The organism is Tenacibaculum soleae (genome assembly GCF_030549005.1).
Taxonomy (GTDB): Bacteria; Bacteroidota; Bacteroidia; order Flavobacteriales; family Flavobacteriaceae; genus Polaribacter; species Polaribacter soleae.
Window position 1 is genome coordinate 83837 of the sequence record NZ_JAUOSW010000006.1, and the last position, 17840, is coordinate 101676.

Sequence of the window (17840 nt, forward strand, 5' to 3'; positions counted from 1 at the left end):
ATTATTCTTATTTATGAAATATTTTTTAGCTATTTTAGTCCTATTCTCTATCATTTCTTGCAACTCTCTTCCTGATTTGAATGAAGATTTTCCGTGTGTAAAAATTGATACTTACACTGATTTACAAAAAAATGAAGATGTTAGAAAAATGTTTACAATACCGTTGCCTAAAAAATGGAAAGTAAATTTATATTTTGATGATACAAAAACATCCCTTTACGCAGCTGACACCACAGTAAGCCTAACAAAAACAACGCTTATTGATGTTACCCTAGTACATAAAACCGTTTTTATTGATAAAACTTTTGCTCAAAAAATTACAGACGATAACAAAAAAATGAATTTATCAGAAATTAAAACAAACAAAGTAAACCTACTTAACAAACCATCATATTATAGTTATGCTAAGGGTAAAAAAAATAATTATTCTTATCATATTTTAAACACCTTTACTAAAATAAATTCAGACAATTTTTTACATGTAAAAACAGAAATTTATGGAGACTCTTTAGTAGATCAACGAATTTGTAAAGCCTTAAAATTAATAAACAAAATACAGTTAAATTAGTTATTTTTGAAACGCTAAAAAAATACAACAATGAACAAACAACATATCATCAATCGATTTATAAAATACGTAACTATTGATACAGAAAGTGATCCTAACAACCCTGCTTTTCCGAGTACCGAAAAACAATGGGATTTAGCTAGAGTTCTTGAAAAAGAATTGAAAGAAATAGGAATGGAAGAAGTTGATTTAGATGAAAACTGTTATCTAATGGCAACCTTACCTAGTAATTTAGATTACGAAGTGCCAACCATTGGTTTTGTTGCTCATATTGATACAAGTCCTGATTTTACTGGCGCAAATGTAAAGCCTCAAATTCATGAAAATTACGACGGAAAAGATATTCTTTTAAATAAAGAAGAAAACATTGTATTATCTCCAGATTATTTTGAAGATTTATTACAATATAAAGGACAAACAATTATTACTACTGACGGAACTACACTTTTAGGTGCTGATGATAAAGCTGGTGTTACCGAAATCGTTTCTGCGATGGAATATTTAATTCAACATCCAGAAATTAAGCATGGTAAAATTAGAGTATGTTTTCCTCCTGATGAAGAAGTAGGAAAAGGTGCACACATGTTTGATGTTGAAAAATTTGGTGCTCAATGGGCATATACTATGGATGGAAGTCAGATTGGAGAACTAGAATATGAAAACTTTAATGCTGCTGGTGCTAAAATTACTGTTAATGGTAAAATAGTACATCCTGGTTATGCAAAAGGAAAAATGATTAATTCAATGACAATTGCCAGCGAATTAATTAATGCAATGCCATCCAATGAAGTGCCTGAAAAAACAACTGGTTACGAAGGTTTTTTCCATTTACACAATATGGAAGGAAAAGTTGAAAAAACAACTTTACAATACATTATTAGAGACCATGATATGGAATTGTTTAAAAATCGTAAACAAGCCATGTTAGATTTAGTTTCAACCATGAATAAAAAATTAGGTCAAGACTTAATTGAAATTGAAATCAAAGACCAATATTACAACATGAAAGAAAAAGTAACTCCTGTTATGCATATTGTTGATATTGCCGAAGAGGTTATGAATGATATCGGAATTACACCTTTAATTAAACCTATTCGTGGTGGTACCGATGGATCTCAACTATCATACAAAGGATTACCTTGCCCAAATATTTTTGCCGGCGGACACAACTTTCACGGACGTTACGAATACGTACCTGTAGAAAGTATTTTAAAAGCTACCGAAGTAATTGTTGGAATTGCTGAAAAAGTAGCTGTTAAATTTAACTAAGCTTAACTTTTTATAAAAACAAAAAACTCTAGCAAAAGCTAGAGTTTTTTTATGACATCTCCTAGCCCTACAGAAAATATCATAAATATTAAATTGAAATAAATCCCTTTATTTAGGAGAATCACCTTTTCTCTTCCTGATAACAACCTTTTTTTCACAAAAGAAACAGATTTGTATAGTTTTTATAAATAATTTTTTAGGTATACGGACTTCTATAAATTTGACGCAGTTAAACAACAAAGAAGAATGAATAGAGAAGATTTATTAAATTTAGCCAATAAATATGGTTCGCCACTTTATGTATATGATACCGAAAAAATAACGCAACAATATAAAAAAATAACCACAGCGTTTTCTAAAGTTAAAAGTGTAAAAATAAATTATGCTGCAAAAGCTTTATCTAATATTAATATTTTAAAGGTTTTAAACACTTTAAAAAGTGGACTAGACACTGTTTCTATTCAAGAGGTTAAACTTGGTTTGCATGCTGGTTTTAAAGCTAAAGATATAATTTACACACCAAATGGAGTATCATTACAAGAAATTGAACAAGTAGCCAAATTAGGAGTTCAAATTAATATTGATAATTTATCTATACTTGAATTGTTTGGTCAAAAACACCCCAAAGTACCTGTTTGTATTCGTATAAATCCACATATTATGGCTGGCGGAAACAGTAATATTTCTGTAGGTCATATTGATTCTAAATTTGGAATATCAATTCATCAAGTACCACATATAAAAAGAGTTGTTGAAAATACAGGAATGCGTATTAATGGTATTCATATGCATACCGGATCTGATATTTTAGATATTGATACTTTTGTTAGAGCTTCAGAAATATTATTTGACGTTGCTAAACAATTTAAAAACATTGACTTTATTGATTTCGGAAGCGGATTTAAAGTACCTTATAAAAAAGATGATATTTCTACAGATATTGTTGAATTAGGAGAAAAATTATCCACTCGCTTTAATCAATTTTGTAAAGAATATGGCAAAAATATTACCTTAATGTTTGAGCCTGGTAAGTTTTTAGTAAGTGAATCTGGTTACTTTTTAGCAAAAGTTAATGTTATAAAACAAACTACTTCTACTGTTTTTGCTGGTATTGATAGTGGAATGAATCATTTAATTCGCCCAATGCTATATAATTCTTATCATTATATAGAAAACCTGTCAAATCCAAAAGGTAGAGAACGTTTTTATAGTGTTGTAGGTTATATTTGTGAAACTGATACTTTTGGTTCAAATAGAAGAATTAATGAAATATCAGAAGAGGATATTTTATGTTTCCATAATGCTGGTGCCTATTGTTTTTCTATGACTTCAAATTACAATTCAAGGTTTAAACCTGCAGAAGTTATGATTTACAAAGGAAAAGATTATTTAATAAGAAAAAGAGAGACATTTGAGGATATTCTTAGAAATCAAGAGGAAATAAAATTATAAAAAAACGCTGATCTTATATAAGATCAGCGTTTTTTAAAATACAATCAATCCCTTAAAAGACTATATTTTAATTGTAATAAAGTCCCCTATTCTTTATTTAAATTACAAATGTCATCAATTACTTTTAATAAACAGTAAGGAAAAACCTCCTTTTCACCTATTAAATACTATAAAAAATAAAAACCTACTCAAAAATGAGTAGGTTTTATAATATATATTATTTTAACTATTACTTTTCAGCAACAACTTCAAATACAATATCAGCAACTACAGCTCTGTGCAAACGTACAGCAGCATTATATTTACCTAATCTTTTTACACTACCTCCAGTAACTTTGATAAATTTCTTATCAATTACAGTACCAGCTTTAGCTATAGCTTCAGCAACATTAATGTTGTTTACCGAACCAAATAATTTATCACCAGAACCTACTTTAGAAGCAATCTTAATTTCATATCCTTTAATAGCTTCAGCCACTTTGGTAGCATCTTCTACTAATTTAGCTTCTTTAAAAGCACGTTGCTTTAAGTTTTCAGCTAATACTTTTTTAGCTGAAGAAGTAGCTAAAATTGCAAATCCTTGAGGAATTAGGCAATTACGACCATAACCATTCTTAACAGTTACAACATCGTCTTTAAAACCTAAATTTTCTACGTCTTGTTTTAATATCAATTCCATGTGTCTACTTCTTTATTATTTTAATAAATCACCAACATATGGCATTAATGCTAAGTGACGCGCTCTTTTAATAGCTTGTGCCACTTTACGTTGATATTTTAATGATGTTCCTGTTAAACGTCTTGGTAAAATTTTACCTTGTTCGTTTACTAAATACATTAAGAAGTCAGCATCTTTATAATCGATGTATTTAATACCATTCTTTTTAAAACGACAGTATTTAGCTTCTTTTTTAGTTTCGATATCAAGCGGAGTTAAGTAACGTACTTCTCCTTGCTTGTTTCCTTTTGCTTGTTGATCTATTGATGCCATTTCTTACTTTTTTGCAGATTTAACACGATTTCTTCTCTTTTCAGCCCAAGCTGCAGCATGTTTGTCTAACTTTACAGTTAAATAACGCATAACACTATCGTCTCTTCTGAACTCTAATTCAAAAGGAGCAATCGCATCTCCTGCTACCTTGTAATCTAATAAGTGGTAAAATCCACTTTTTTTCTTTTCAATTGGGTAAGCTAATTTTTTTAAGCCCCAATCTTCTTTAGAAATCATTTCTGCACCTTTAGATAGTAAGTAGTCCTCAAACTTCTTTACTGTCTCCTTTATCTGAGTTTCAGATAAAACGGGATTCAAAATGAAAACAGTTTCGTAATGATTCATAATTAAATTGTTTAAAATTTATTTTAAGCCTGCAAATATACTGTTTTTTCCTATCTAAACAAATTCTTACCTTTAAAAACAATCACTATTTTTTATGTAGGTTTGTAACTAAACCTTTTTTATGCAACTCCCTGAAACACCAAACTTAATACATTACGCCATTCCTTTTTTTGTTATAACTGTTATTATTGAAGTTATACTCACTGTTAAAGTTAAGTTAGAAGATTATGAATTTAAAGATGCCTTTACTTCAATAATAATGGGTTTAGGTAATGTTGCTATAGGTTTATTTACCAAAGGAGTAATTTTTACAATTTTTACTTTACTATATAGTTACAGATTTTTTACGATTCCTTTTATATGGTGGTCATGGATTGTTTTGTTATTTGCTGAAGATTTTGTGTATTACTGGAATCATAGAATTGCACATAAAAGTAGGCTTTTCTGGGCAAGTCATGTAGTGCATCATTCATCAAAAAAATACAATTTAAGTACCGCTTTAAGGCAAACTTGGACCGGTAGCTTTTATACTTTTATTTTTTGGGCACCTTTGGCTATCATCGGGTTTCATCCTTTAATGATATTAACTCAAATGAGTATTAGCTTATTATACCAATATTGGATTCATACTGAATTGATAAAAAAATTACCCAATTGGTTTGAAGCTGTTTTTAATACACCTAGTCATCACAGGGTACATCACGCTACAAATCCGCAGTACTTAGATAGAAACCATGCGGGTATTTTTATTATTTGGGATAAACTATTTAGTACTTTTGAACCCGAAGTTGAAAAACCTATATATGGTTTAGTTACTAATATAAATACATATAATCCTATTAAAATTGCTTTTTTAGAATGGTGTAATATGTTTACTGATGTTTTTAAAAGCAAAACTTCTTTAGGAAAAAAGTTTTTATATCTACTAAAGCCTCCTGGTTGGAAACATGACGGCACCGGAAAACTTTCTGGTGATTTACGCCATGAATGGGAAGTAAATAAAAAAAGAGAAGTTTAAACACTTCTCTTTTTTATTAAAGTCAATACCTTAATTAATATCAAATCGTAATCCTAATGAAATATTTCGTGTGTCTGTATTCTTAAATAAAGGATTTAAATCATATTTAACATACAAACCATAACCTTGGTAAGCAAAATATGCGCTTAGTCCATAATTAATTGTGTTGGTGTTAAAACTAGCTTTTTGTACTTCTTCAACATTAATACCTTGCGCGTTTTTGTATTCTAAATACTGGCGAGTTCCTAACTTAAACCCAAAGAAACCTCCAAGCCCGAAGCGAATAGATTGATGCGTTCTATCAACAATTTCTTCATCTGAATACTTTTTATTTTTTGAAAAATCAAATTCTAAATGCATCGGAAAAGTCATTTGAACATGGCGTAATCTACTTTCTATAAGATTATTTGTATGCTCATTTAATGCTATTTCATCTCCATTTACAACATGATATTGGTTATTTTCGGCTCTTAAATTATTCCATAAAAATGATACCCCATATTTAAAATATGTTTTCGATGGTTCTTTTGAAAAACGTGTTTTAAATGTAAAACCTAATTCGTAAAAATGCGATTGCCAAAATTTATACTTAGAATCATTTAATGAGCTAAATTTATTATTTGTTAAAACGTTGTTTACACCTAAAGCAAATACAAACTGAGTAGTGGTTCTTTTATTTTTTCTATTCCTTTTTTTCTTAACATCATCATCCGATAAGTTAAACTTAAATGTCGTTCCTCCTATTCTAAAAGTATCTTCAAAATCAACATCATTATTACTTGCTATTTTACCGTCTGTTTTATCTTGCACTAATTGTTGTAAATTTTGTTCTTGTTCACTAATTAAATTTTCTATTTGCTTCGCATGATAAACTGCTGCTGACTTTTTTAAAGCAGTAGCCTCATCAAGTGTAAGCTCTTTTTTATCAACTTTTAAATTAATTTCTTTTACCTTTATTTTTAAGGAGTCTTTTTGCTGTGTTGTTATTTTATCAATATTTTTAGATATTTTTTTCACCTCATTTTCAAATGTTTTTTCTTGAGATTGGGCAATAGTTGTTACAAACAACACTAATAATAGTATTCTTTTCATGTTTTAAATTTTTAAATTAAATGGAATAATTTGGTAATTTAATTATCGATAATTGGTAAGCGTTTACTTATTTCTATCTGCAATTGCTACAATTACATTTGATAGTTTTGATTTGAATTTTTTCATAAAATTTTGCTCAAAATCAGTTTCTTTAATATCATACTCTACTTCGGCCAAAATAGTTTCAGGATTTATGGCAAGGTTTGATTTTATTAATTCTTTTCGAATAGTATCTAACACATCTTTTCTATTAATTTTATACTTCGCATAATACTCTTTTACCTCTTCTTGCGAATGTGTTACTACAAACAACAAATCATCACTATTTACAAGTATACTTGATTTGCCTTTTTTACTATTTGCAATCGTTGAATCTTTATCTTCTTTTTTAACTTTATGATTAACTAAAATTTTACCAATACGTTGTTTTGACACATTGGCTACTGTCCTTTTAGATTCTTCTTTAAACTGTATTTTTTTAGTTTTTATATTTTTATATTTTTCCTTTCTTTCAATCACTTTTACAATTGCTTCTTCAACAGGTATAATTTCTTTTAGGTTAACTTCTTTAAGTTTTAAAGTATCAGTTGTTGCATTAACTATAATATTTTGAGGAGTAAGTTTATTATTTAATATGTATAAAAAACCTGCACCAATTAACACAACAATACTTGCTGCATAACCTAGGTACAAAACCCAACTATGTTTTTTCTTAACTGGCTCTTTATTCAACTCTTCACTTAAACGTTCCCAGGCTGATAAAGAAGGTTTAAATTCCCTATCTTTAAGTTTATCAGCTATTTGTTTATCTATTTTATTTGTCTGCATTTTCAATCTGATTCATTTTTATATAGCTTTGTTGCAACCACTTTCTGGCTTTAAACAATTGCGACTTAGAGGTACCTTCTGAAATATTCAATTTTTTAGCTATTTCTGAATGTTTATATCCTTCAATGGCATATAAATTAAAAACTAATTTATAGCCTTCAGGTAATTGGTCTATTAATTTCTGAATATCTTCTACCGATGTATTTTCTAAATTTTCGGTAGCAACATCATCAAAAACAAAATCTTCATCTGTTAATTGAATCGGATTTTTTTTATTTAAATAAGTAAGACAAGTGTTTACTATAATTTTACGAATCCACCCTTCAAAACTCCCTTCATTTTTAAAGGTATCTAATTTTGTAAATACTTTTAAAAACCCTGAAAGCATTAAATCTTCAGCATGGTGCATATCTTTTACATATTGCCTACAAACCCCTAACATTTTAGGCGAGTACTGTTTAAATAATAGCTGCTGAGCTTCTCTATTCTGCTCTTTTGCCTTTTTTATTAATACAGATTGATTTTTATGTAACTGAATAATTTTCAATTCGAATAGTTAATTTACACGCTTACAAATATAAAGACTAGCACATTGTAAAAAAGGTTGCCTAGCGGTAAAAAAAAGTAAAAAAGAATCTCCGACTTTATAAAAAGTCGGAGATTCAAATATCATCTTAAATGATATTTCAGGGGGACTTAAATATTTTAAAGTCTTGTTACCACTGAATTATATAACAAATATATCTTTTTTTATCAATATATATTAGAGGAAAAACACTCGATATTTACTGTATAAATACTTTTTTATTATTGTAAACATTTTTAACGAAAACTTGCTCAGTAAGTTTCTTTACACTATTTTTATTTTGAAACGTATTTAACAAAAAGAACTTTAAGCGTATGAGTTATAATGCAACGATCGAAGAAGAAAATAAAGAAATAGCCCACAGATATAAAGATTTATTAAAAGGAACCTACCAAACACTATCTGATAATGACAAAAAATTAATACGTAAAGCTTTTGATATTGCTGTTGAAGCTCATTCTGAACAACGAAGAAAAACAGGCGAACCTTATATTTATCATCCAATTGCTGTAGCTAAAATTGTTGCTTATGAAATTGGCTTAGGAGCTACCTCAATTGCCGCAGCATTATTACACGATGTTGTTGAAGACACCCATTACACTATTGATGATATGGAGCGTTTATTTGGTGAAAACATAGCACGTATTGTTAGCGGACTTACCAAAATCTCTAATCTAAAAAAAGAGCAAGATTACTCAATACAAGCTGAAAATTTTAGAAAAATGCTACTTACCTTACATGATGATGTAAGAGTTATTTTAATAAAAATTGCCGATCGTTTGCATAACATGCAAACCATGGACGCAATGCCCGCCCATAAACAGGTAAAAATTGCCTCAGAAACTTTATACATTTATGCGCCTTTAGCACATCGATTAGGTTTATACAATATAAAAACAGAATTAGAAGATTTAGGATTAAAATATACCGAACCTGAAGTTTATAAAGATATTTTAACCAAAATAAAAGACAGTAAAGAAGAACAACAAAAATATATTGATAGCTTTACTGGTATTTTAAAAGAAGCTTTAGATAAAGAAGGTTTTAAATATGATATTAAAGGGCGCTTTAAATCAATTTTTTCTATCAGAAGAAAAATGCGAAAACAAAACGTAACCTTTGATGAAGTATACGATAAATTTGCAATTCGAATTATTTATGAACCAACCTCTGATGATGAAAAATTTGATGCTTGGAAAATATACTCTATCGTAACCGATTTTTTTAAACCAAACCCTGCCCGTTTACGAGATTGGATTTCACAACCAAAATCAACAGGTTATGAAGCTTTACATATTACCGTAATTGGCCCACAATCAAGGTGGGTTGAAGTACAAGTGCGCTCTGAAAGAATGGACGAAATAGCTGAAAAAGGATATGCAGCACACTTTAAATACAAACAAGGTAATGTTAAGGAAAACGGACTAGAAGGTTGGTTAAATAAACTAAAAGAAACTTTAGAAAACCAAAGTGCTGATGCCATTGACTTTGTTGAAGATTTTAAACTTAATTTATACGCAAAAGAAATATATGTTTTTACTCCTAAAGGAGATTTAAAATCACTACCTAAAGGAGCATCTGCGCTAGATTTTGCTTTTTCTGTTCATACCGATGTAGGTTTAAAATGTAGAGGAGCCAAAGTAAACGGAAAATTAGTTCCGTTAAGCCACACCCTTAAAAGCGGTGATCAAGTACAAGTGCTAACCGCTAGCAACAACAAACCAAATGTACGTTGGTTAGATTTTGTATTAACTGCAAGAGCACGTACTAAAATTAAATCAGCACTAAAAGCTGAAGAAAAGATAATTGCAGAAGAAGGAAAGGCTATTTTATTACGAAAATTACGCCATTTAAAAATTGGATCAGGAGAAAAAGTAATACACGAACTTGCTAATTATTTTGGTTTAAAAACAAGTTTTGATTTATTTTTTAGAGTTGGTAACGGTGCTATTGACAATACACAATTAAAGGAGTTTGTTACACAACGAAGCGGACTCATTATGGGCTTTATTAAAAATACGTTTCGTCGAAACCCATCAAAAGGAATTTCAGAAAAAGAAGAAATCACCCATAAATATGACGCTTTAGTATTCGGTAAAGAAGAACAAACATTAGATTACACATTAGCAAAATGCTGCTCTCCTATCCCAGGCGATAAAGTTTTTGGCTTTGTAACCATAAACGAAGGTATAAAAATTCATAAAAAAGATTGCCCTAATGCTATTTCATTACAGTCAAATTACGCATATCGAATTATGCTTGCTAAATGGATTGACTCTACCAAACAAGAGTTTACAGCCATTTTAAATTTATCAGGAATAGATAATAAAGGTATCGTTAATAGTATTACACGTATTATTTCAAATAGTATGGATGTACATATTCATAGCATTAATATCTCAGGAGATCATGGTGTTTTTGCAGGAAAACTCTCGTTAAGTGTAAAAAACAAAGCCCAACTTAATAAGTTAATTGACAACATAAAAAAGATAGATGGAGTACAAAAAGTAGAGCGTGTTAATACATTGTAAATATCATTTTAATATCCTTGTTTTTTTATCAATAAATAAACGTAAATTTGTCCGTCCGTAAATTTTTAAATAAGAATGAGTAACTCAGTCGAAAATCAAGAAATTGTAAAAAAAGTTTTCACTACTTTTTTAGAAGAAAACAAGCATCGAAAAACACCAGAACGTTATGCTATTTTACAAGAAATATATAGTGCTGAAGAGCATTTTGATATCGAATCATTATATATTAAAATGAAAAATAAAAACTATCGTGTAAGTAGAGCAACACTTTACAATACGATGGATTTACTTTTAGATTGTGGTTTGGTTCGTAAACATCAATTTGACGGGCAATCAATGGCACGTTACGAAAAAAGTTATTTCGATAAAAATCACGATCATGTAATTTTAACTGACTCTGGAGAAGTTAAAGAATTTTGTGACCCTAGAATTCAAATCATCAAAAAAACAATTGAAGATGTTTTTGATATTGATATTCACAACCATTCACTCTATTTTTACGGAACAAAACGCAACAAAAAATAACAACAACAAATACACTTAATAACACACTAAATGGCAGTAGATTTATTACTCGGATTACAATGGGGAGACGAGGGAAAAGGTAAAATCGTAGACGTACTAACAGGTAATTACGATATTATTGCACGATTTCAAGGAGGTCCAAACGCAGGTCATACCTTAATCTTTGACGGTAACAAACACGTTTTACACACAATTCCTTCTGGAATTTTTCATAAAACCGCTTTAAACGTAGTTGGTAATGGAGTGGTAATAGACCCTGTTATCTTTAAAAAAGAACTAGAAAATTTAGATGTTCATAATATCGATTATACATCTAAATTATTAATTTCTCGTAAAGCACATTTAATTTTACCAACACACCGTTTATTAGATGCTGCTTCTGAAACATCTAAAGGAAAAGCAAAAATCGGTTCTACTTTAAAAGGTATTGGTCCAACTTATATGGACAAAACTGGTAGAAATGGAATGCGTGTTGGAGATTTAGAGCTAGATAATTGGAAAGATAAATATAGAGCTTTAACTCAAAAGCACTTAAGTATGCTTGCTTATTTTGATGTGCAAGTAGAATATGATTTAGATGAATTAGAGGCTGAATTTGATTTAGGAATTGAAAAATTAAGAACACTACAATTTATAGATTCTGAAGAATTTTTAAACTCAGCAATAAAAGAAGGAAAAACAATTTTAGCTGAAGGTGCACAAGGATCATTATTAGATATCGATTTTGGTACCTATCCTTTTGTAACCTCTTCAAACACAACAGCTGCAGGTGCTTGTACTGGTTTAGGAATTGCTCCTAACAGAATTGGAGATGTATTTGGTATTTTTAAAGCCTACACAACACGTGTTGGTTCTGGACCTTTTCCTACTGAATTATTTGATGAAGATGGTGCACAAATGGCTAAAGTTGGTCATGAATTTGGGGCAACTACTGGTCGTCCAAGAAGATGCGGTTGGTTAGATTTAGTGGCTTTAAAATATGCTGTTGATGTAAACGGTGTTACGCAATTAATGATGATGAAAGGAGATGTACTTTCTGGATTTGACACCTTAAAAGTATGTACTTCATACAATTATAAAGGAGAAGAAATTACACATTTACCTTATAATATTGAGCCTGAAAATATTTCAGTAAACTATACTGAATTTAAAGGATGGGAAGATGATTTAACAAAAATGACAAATGCTGATGAGTTACCAAAAAACTTACTAGACTATGTTGCTTTTATTGAAAAAGAGACCGGAGTTCCTGTAAAAATAGTATCGGTAGGACCTGATAGAAAACAAACAATTAATAGATAAATTTAAAAAGGAACCCTAATTGAGTTCCTTTTTTTTTGCATTTAATGGTACACGAATATTTACAAAATATAACAACGCAATTTAAATCGTATAAACAAGTAGCTGACAAAACCATTGCGCAACTACAAGAAAAAGAATTGCATTTTAAGTACAACGAAGAAAGCAACAGTATTGCTATAATAATGATACATGTTTCTGAAAATATGTTATCACGTTGGACCGATTTTTTTACTTCAGATGGTGAAAAGGAATCAAGAGATAGAGATGCCGAATTTAAAACTCAAAGTTTATCAAAGGATGAATTATTAACTAGATGGGAAAATGGGTGGAATTGCTTATTTACTGCTTTAAATTCGTTAAATGAAACTAATTTTGAACAACCTATTTATATCAGAAATAAAAAGCATAAACTTATAGAGAGTATTACTAGGCAAATAGCTCATTACCCTTATCATATTGGTCAGATAACTTATGTAGGTAAAATGATTTTAAATGATAAATGGCAAACAACTTCTATTGCCAAAGGAAAATCAAAAGAACATATGAAACGAGAATTTGCTAAAAATTCAAAATAAAAAAAGGAGCTCTTAAGAGCTCCTTTTTTTATTTATTTAATATTTCTTGTCCAAATTTATGGCACAAAGCTAATGTTTCGTTTATATCATCAATAGTCGTTTTTGGATTTATCAAACACATACGTAATACAACTTGTTTATTTAAAATAGTTGTTACTAAAAACGCCTCTTTAGAATCCATTACTTTTTTAGAAATTTCTTGATTTAAAACATCAATCTCTTTTTCTGATAAATTTAATCCAATTGGGTTATATCTAAAGTTAATTACTGCTAAGGTTGCAGGAGAAATAATTTCCCAATTTCTACTTTTTCTTAATATTTTTTCAACATCATCCGTTAGTTTAATATTATAACTAACTGCTTTTTTAAAAGTATCTAAGCCATATGTTTTTATCGACATGTAAAATTTTAACGCTCTAAATCTTCTTGTTAATTGAATCCCGTAATCATAAAAGTTTATTTCAGACTCATTTCCTTCAATATCTCTTAAGTATTCAGGTTTTTCACTAAAGGTACCACTTAACCATGACGAATCCTTTACTAATAAACATCCGATTTCGTAGGGTTGATAAAACCACTTGTGCGGATCAACAGTTAAAGAATCTGCTCTTTCGATTCCACGCAAAGCTTTTGCTCCTTTTTTAGATAAAATTGCAGCTCCTCCATAAGCTCCATCAATGTGAAACCATAAATTTTCTTCTTCACAAATGTCTGCTATTTCATCTAAAGGATCAACAGTACCTGTATTTGTTGTTCCTGCCGAAGCTAAAAAACAAAAAGGCTGTAACCCTTCTAACCTATCTTTAGCTATGGCATTTTTTAGTTTATTTATACTTATCCTAAACTCTATATCAGTTGGCAAAATACGAATCTGCTCTTTTTTAAATCCTAAAACACGAATTGCTTTAATATTAGAAGAATGTGCCTGATCAGATAAATAAATAACAGCTTTTGAAAAATCATCTCCACACTTAATACGACGAGCTGTAACCAAAGCTGTCAAGTTTGCCATTGACCCACCACTTGTAAAAATACCTCCACCTTTTTCAACAGGAAAATTAAACATTTTTAATAACCAGTTCATGGTTACTATTTCTAATTCTGCTGCTGCAGGAGAAACCATCCATCCTCCAGAAAAAACATTAAAACCTGTAGCTAAACTATCAGCCATTGTACTAATAAAATTACTAGGTCCTGGTACAAAAGAATATGCTTTTGGATGCGAAATAACAGTACTATTAGGTATCACATTATTCATCACAAAATCTAATACTTCATTTGCATTCATTCCTTTATCAGGAGCTTCTTGCAAAAATAAATTATCCATTTCTTTACGTGTAGCAGAAGTAACAGGTTTTTTATCTTTTAAAGTATCCCAATGTTCAGCTATTAAATCGACTATTTTATAGCCATAAGACTTCATTTCTTCTATTGATAAATCAAAATGAGCACTCATAAAAATTCTTTTTTTTTAATTTGCACAAAAATAGCCAATAAAATACGACACACTCTTTTTAATATTATAATTTTATTGATTTATTAAGAAAAACCGCAAGTTCTTTTCGTTATTTTTGCTTTCTAAATATGGTTACTTTGAAAAAAATATTTCTTTTATCTTTTTTATTATATATTACTGCAGGTTTTTCTCAAGCAAAAAAAATAAAAATCCTTTCTACACAACAAGCACTTACTGATGAAGCTAAATACCCTGGTGCTACTTTACTTATTGGTAATGTAAAAATGGAACATGAAGGTGCTACTTTAGACTGCCAAAGAGCCTTACTTTATAAAAAAGAAAATATTTTTAAAGCCCTTGGTGAGGTTGTTATTGAACAAGGTGATAGTATTATTCAATACAGTGATTTTACGCTTTACAATGGAAATACCAAAAAAGCAAAATCGTGGGGCAATGTTGAAATTAACGATAAAGAGATGAAAATGAGTACAGACACACTTCATTTTGATCGTCAAAATCAAATTTTATATTACCCAAACGGCGGAACGATTCGAGATAAAAAAAACACCTTAAAAAGCATTAAAGGAACTTATTTTTTAAGAGATAAAAAATTTACAGCAAAATCTAAAGTTACCGTAGTAAATCCTGATAACAATTTAGAATCAGACCATTTAGATTATTATACAAACTCAAATTTAGCTTATTTATATGGTCCCAGTACCGTTACAAATTTAAAAGATAGCACGAAAGTTTATTCTGAAAGAGGATTTTATGATACCAATACCGATATTTCTTATTTTGTAAAAAACGCAAAACTTTTTTTAAAAGAACGTACAATTTTAGCTGATAGCCTTTATTATGATAAACGCAAAGGTTTTGCTTCTGCAACCAATCGAATAAAAGTAATTGACACACTTCAAAATATGGTTACTAAAGGTAATTATGCAGAACTATACGAAAAAAAAGATTCACTCTTTATTATTAAAAGAGCTGTTACAATTTCTTTGCTCGATAAAGATTCTATGTATGTTGCTGGTGATAAAATTTTACTAACTGGTAGGCCTGAAAAAAGAATTGTTCGAATTTTTAAAAATGTTAAAATTTTTAAATCTGATTTACAAGGAAAATGCGACTCCATTCACACAAGTCAAAACACAGGGCTTACACGAATGTTTAATAACCCAATTTTATGGTCAGGTAAAAGTCAAATTACAGGAGATAGCATTCAACTATTAAGTAATAAAGAAACCAATAAATTAGACTCTTTAAGAGTTTTGCAAAACGCGTTTATGATTCAAAAAGATTCTTTATCTAAAGATGATTTTAATCAAATAAAAGGAAGAAATATTTACGGTAAATTTGAAGAAAATGATTTAAGGATTATGCTTGTGAAAGGAAATGCAGAATCGTTATATTATAACAGAAACGAAGAATCTTTAAAACTAGAAACCATTACCAAAGAAATAGCTAGTGATATTGAATTTACCTTAGAAAACAACGAAATTATTCAAACAAAATACTTTAAAAAAACAGAAGGAAAAACATTTCCGCCATCAGAATTTCCTTCTGAAGAAAAAAAGTTTAAAGGTTTTATTTGGCGTGAAGATGAACAACCCAAAACAGTAGAAGATATTTTTGTGAAAGATAAAAACACTACAACTCCTGTTAAGGTTAAAAAAAATAACTCAGCAATTAATAAAGCTAAAAAAATGTTTGTAAAAGAAACTATAAAAAGGCAAGATTTTAAAAAATCAAGAGCCTTAAAACCTGAGTTAGAATTAAAAAAAATTAAATAATAAATTGTGAAAAACGATTTTTTAAAATATCAAGGGCAAACAACACCACATCCATTAGCTATTGAAATATCACATGCTAATGGTAGTTACATTTACGATGCTAACGGAAAAAAAATGTTAGATTTTGTTGCTGGTGTATCTGCAAATACCTTGGGACATAATCACCCCAAAGTTACTAATGCTATAAAAAATCAATTAGATTCATATACGCATGTTATGGTGTATGGAGAATTTATACAAAAACCTCAACTGGAGTTATGTAAAGCACTAGCAAAAACATTACCTGAAAACTTATCTTCTGTTTACATCGTTAATTCGGGAACTGAAGCTACTGAAGGTGCCCTAAAACTAGCAAAACGTTTTACAGGCAGAGATGAAATGATAGCCGCTAAAAACAGTTATCACGGTAATACCCAAGGCGCAATGAGTGTTTGTGGTGCCGAACAACAAAATCGCGCATTTCGTCCGTTGGTTCCTGGTATTAAATTTATTGAATTTAATAACGAAGCCGATTTAGCAAAAATCACTACAAAAACAGCAGGTGTTATTTTAGAAACGATTCAAGGTGGTGCTGGTTTTATTGAACCACAAAATAATTATTTAACAAAAGTAAAGCAACGATGTGAAGAAGTTGGTGCTTTATTAATTTTAGATGAAATTCAAACAGGAATTGGGCGCACCGGAAAATTTTGGGGTTTTGAAAATTACAATGTTATTCCTGATATTATTATAACTGGTAAAGGTTTAGGTGGCGGAATGCCGATTGGTGCTTTTATTGCTTCTTTTGAAATTATGAATTGCCTTAAAGAAAATCCAAAATTAGGACATATTACAACTTTTGGTGGACATCCTGTAATTGCAAGTGCTGGTTTGGCTACTGTAAAAGAAATTACTGAATCAAACCTCATCGAAGAAACACTAAGGAAAGAGAAATTAATTAGGGATAAATTTAAAAATAACACTGCCATTAAAGAAATTAGAGGGCGCGGATTAATGTTGGCTTTATTAGTTGAATCTCCTGAAATTGCTTCAAAAGTTATTTTAAATTGTTTAGATAAGGGCTTAATTTTATTTTGGTTGCTTTTTGAAGGTAGTGCTATAAGAATCACTCCTCCATTAACCATTTCTGATAAAGAAATTAACGAAGGATGTGATTTTATTTTAAATGAATTGAACGTTTTTATACAAGACTAATTACTTACGTATCTATATGCTAAATAAAAAATTGGTACACTTATTTATGTTTAAAATAAATTCTTAGTTCCGAAGGTATTGAGTCTTGTTTGAAGTTTTTATGTATGCTCCAATTGAAACTTTCTTGTTTAGATTCAATAAATGTTCTAGCCATTTTATTTGGAATTAGATATAATCCTTCTGGGTGTTTTCCTTTTATAGGAGATGTATTTATCTTGAGTTTTAAGTCAGTATTAATAATAAGTTCTTCATAAACTTTTTGAGTAACATAAAATCGAGTTGAAGAATATTCAATTGTTTTTTTCATAGTTC

General features: G+C 29.6%; 18 protein-coding genes. 10 read left to right on the forward strand and 8 right to left on the reverse strand.

Features of this window, described 5'->3' with window-relative positions; genetic code table 11:
* Window positions 1-13: 13 nt before the first annotated feature.
* The 3 genes from Q4586_RS10195 (at window position 14) to lysA (ending at window position 3289) form a co-directional block, all read left to right on the forward strand.
* Window positions 14-568: a hypothetical protein gene (locus tag Q4586_RS10195; RefSeq protein ID WP_303528808.1), complete on the forward strand. Its 555-nt coding sequence runs from the start codon at window positions 14-16 to the stop codon at window positions 566-568.
* Between the two features lie 30 nt (window positions 569-598).
* Window positions 599-1837 (forward strand): peptidase T, encoded by a 1239-nt coding sequence (pepT, locus tag Q4586_RS10200; RefSeq protein WP_068705054.1) that lies wholly within the window; start codon window positions 599-601, stop codon window positions 1835-1837.
* A 246-nt stretch (window positions 1838-2083) separates the two neighbouring features.
* Window positions 2084-3289 (forward strand): diaminopimelate decarboxylase, encoded by a 1206-nt coding sequence (lysA, locus tag Q4586_RS10205; protein ID WP_303528810.1) that lies wholly within the window; start codon window positions 2084-2086, stop codon window positions 3287-3289.
* 229 nt (window positions 3290-3518) lie between these two features.
* Here lysA and rplI read toward each other — a convergent pair whose 3' ends face one another.
* From rplI to rpsF, 3 genes are read right to left on the reverse strand one after another with little or no spacing between them, the layout of a single operon-like run.
* The gene (gene rplI, locus Q4586_RS10210) at window positions 3519-3968 is read right to left on the reverse strand and encodes a 50S ribosomal protein L9 (protein ID WP_068705050.1); all 450 of its coding nucleotides are present in this window, start codon (window positions 3966-3968) and stop codon (window positions 3519-3521) included.
* 15 nt (window positions 3969-3983) lie between these two features.
* Window positions 3984-4280: a 30S ribosomal protein S18 gene (rpsR, locus tag Q4586_RS10215; protein WP_068705048.1), complete on the reverse strand. Its 297-nt coding sequence runs from the start codon at window positions 4278-4280 to the stop codon at window positions 3984-3986.
* 3 nt (window positions 4281-4283) lie between these two features.
* Window positions 4284-4625: a 30S ribosomal protein S6 gene (rpsF, locus tag Q4586_RS10220; protein WP_068705046.1), complete on the reverse strand. Its 342-nt coding sequence runs from the start codon at window positions 4623-4625 to the stop codon at window positions 4284-4286.
* A gap of 121 nt (window positions 4626-4746) precedes the next feature.
* On the opposite strand from rpsF, the gene Q4586_RS10225 reads away from it, so the two are divergent.
* Window positions 4747-5643: a sterol desaturase family protein gene (locus Q4586_RS10225; protein ID WP_303528814.1), complete on the forward strand. Its 897-nt coding sequence runs from the start codon at window positions 4747-4749 to the stop codon at window positions 5641-5643.
* Between the two features lie 30 nt (window positions 5644-5673).
* On the opposite strand, the gene Q4586_RS10230 is transcribed toward Q4586_RS10225, so the two are convergent.
* The 3 genes from Q4586_RS10230 to Q4586_RS10240 all read right to left on the reverse strand — a co-directional run bounded on the left by Q4586_RS10230 (window position 5674) and on the right by Q4586_RS10240 (window position 8110).
* Window positions 5674-6735: a hypothetical protein gene (locus tag Q4586_RS10230; protein WP_303528815.1), complete on the reverse strand. Its 1062-nt coding sequence runs from the start codon at window positions 6733-6735 to the stop codon at window positions 5674-5676.
* Between the two features lie 63 nt (window positions 6736-6798).
* A complete protein-coding gene (locus Q4586_RS10235; RefSeq protein ID WP_303528817.1) occupies window positions 6799-7569 on the reverse strand; it encodes a hypothetical protein in 771 nt (256 codons plus the stop codon).
* Window positions 7550-8110: an RNA polymerase sigma factor gene (locus tag Q4586_RS10240; protein ID WP_303528818.1), complete on the reverse strand. Its 561-nt coding sequence runs from the start codon at window positions 8108-8110 to the stop codon at window positions 7550-7552. Before Q4586_RS10240 ends, Q4586_RS10235 begins: the two co-directional genes overlap by 20 nt.
* Window positions 8111-8463: 353 nt before the next feature.
* Between Q4586_RS10240 and Q4586_RS10245 the strand changes: the two genes are divergently transcribed.
* The 4 genes from Q4586_RS10245 (at window position 8464) to Q4586_RS10260 (ending at window position 13082) form a co-directional block, all read left to right on the forward strand.
* Window positions 8464-10680, forward strand: coding sequence for a RelA/SpoT family protein (locus Q4586_RS10245; RefSeq protein WP_068705035.1), 2217 nt, complete (start codon window positions 8464-8466; stop codon window positions 10678-10680).
* 75 nt (window positions 10681-10755) lie between these two features.
* The gene (locus tag Q4586_RS10250; protein WP_068705033.1) at window positions 10756-11205 is read left to right on the forward strand and encodes a Fur family transcriptional regulator; all 450 of its coding nucleotides are present in this window, start codon (window positions 10756-10758) and stop codon (window positions 11203-11205) included.
* A gap of 30 nt (window positions 11206-11235) precedes the next feature.
* Window positions 11236-12507, forward strand: coding sequence for an adenylosuccinate synthase (locus Q4586_RS10255; RefSeq protein ID WP_068705031.1), 1272 nt, complete (start codon window positions 11236-11238; stop codon window positions 12505-12507).
* 44 nt (window positions 12508-12551) lie between these two features.
* Window positions 12552-13082 (forward strand): DUF1572 family protein, encoded by a 531-nt coding sequence (locus Q4586_RS10260; protein ID WP_303528821.1) that lies wholly within the window; start codon window positions 12552-12554, stop codon window positions 13080-13082.
* 28 nt (window positions 13083-13110) lie between these two features.
* Here Q4586_RS10260 and Q4586_RS10265 read toward each other — a convergent pair whose 3' ends face one another.
* Entirely contained in the window at window positions 13111-14538 is a 1428-nt protein-coding gene (locus tag Q4586_RS10265; RefSeq protein ID WP_303528823.1) for a pyridoxal phosphate-dependent decarboxylase family protein, read from the reverse strand.
* A 137-nt stretch (window positions 14539-14675) separates the two neighbouring features.
* Between Q4586_RS10265 and Q4586_RS10270 the strand changes: the two genes are divergently transcribed.
* Window positions 14676-16334, forward strand: a complete 1659-nt coding sequence (locus Q4586_RS10270; RefSeq protein WP_303528825.1) for an OstA-like protein — start codon at window positions 14676-14678, stop codon at window positions 16332-16334.
* Window positions 16335-16340: 6 nt separating this feature from the next.
* Window positions 16341-17528, forward strand: coding sequence for an aspartate aminotransferase family protein (locus Q4586_RS10275; protein ID WP_141677689.1), 1188 nt, complete (start codon window positions 16341-16343; stop codon window positions 17526-17528).
* A 40-nt stretch (window positions 17529-17568) separates the two neighbouring features.
* Here Q4586_RS10275 and Q4586_RS10280 read toward each other — a convergent pair whose 3' ends face one another.
* Entirely contained in the window at window positions 17569-17835 is a 267-nt protein-coding gene (locus tag Q4586_RS10280; protein WP_068705021.1) for a hypothetical protein, read from the reverse strand.
* Window positions 17836-17840: the final 5 nt, after the last annotated feature.

What these genes read in the sequence shown, in the direction of transcription:
- Q4586_RS10260 (WP_303528821.1), top strand. Translation starts at nt 12,552, where the DNA reads ATGGTACACGAATATTTACAAAATATAACAACGCAATTTAAATCGTAT.
- Q4586_RS10265 (WP_303528823.1), bottom strand. Translation starts at nt 14,538, where the DNA reads ATGAGTGCTCATTTTGATTTATCAATAGAAGAAATGAAGTCTTATGGC.
- rplI (WP_068705050.1), bottom strand. Translation starts at nt 3,968, where the DNA reads ATGGAATTGATATTAAAACAAGACGTAGAAAATTTAGGTTTTAAAGAC.
- Q4586_RS10280 (WP_068705021.1), bottom strand. Translation starts at nt 17,835, where the DNA reads ATGAAAAAAACAATTGAATATTCTTCAACTCGATTTTATGTTACTCAA.
- Q4586_RS10230 (WP_303528815.1), bottom strand. Translation starts at nt 6,735, where the DNA reads ATGAAAAGAATACTATTATTAGTGTTGTTTGTAACAACTATTGCCCAA.
- rpsF (WP_068705046.1), bottom strand. Translation starts at nt 4,625, where the DNA reads ATGAATCATTACGAAACTGTTTTCATTTTGAATCCCGTTTTATCTGAA.
- Q4586_RS10225 (WP_303528814.1), top strand. Translation starts at nt 4,747, where the DNA reads ATGCAACTCCCTGAAACACCAAACTTAATACATTACGCCATTCCTTTT.
- pepT (WP_068705054.1), top strand. Translation starts at nt 599, where the DNA reads ATGAACAAACAACATATCATCAATCGATTTATAAAATACGTAACTATT.
- Q4586_RS10250 (WP_068705033.1), top strand. Translation starts at nt 10,756, where the DNA reads ATGAGTAACTCAGTCGAAAATCAAGAAATTGTAAAAAAAGTTTTCACT.
- Q4586_RS10195 (WP_303528808.1), top strand. Translation starts at nt 14, where the DNA reads ATGAAATATTTTTTAGCTATTTTAGTCCTATTCTCTATCATTTCTTGC.
- lysA (WP_303528810.1), top strand. Translation starts at nt 2,084, where the DNA reads ATGAATAGAGAAGATTTATTAAATTTAGCCAATAAATATGGTTCGCCA.
- Q4586_RS10245 (WP_068705035.1), top strand. Translation starts at nt 8,464, where the DNA reads ATGAGTTATAATGCAACGATCGAAGAAGAAAATAAAGAAATAGCCCAC.
- Q4586_RS10255 (WP_068705031.1), top strand. Translation starts at nt 11,236, where the DNA reads ATGGCAGTAGATTTATTACTCGGATTACAATGGGGAGACGAGGGAAAA.
- rpsR (WP_068705048.1), bottom strand. Translation starts at nt 4,280, where the DNA reads ATGGCATCAATAGATCAACAAGCAAAAGGAAACAAGCAAGGAGAAGTA.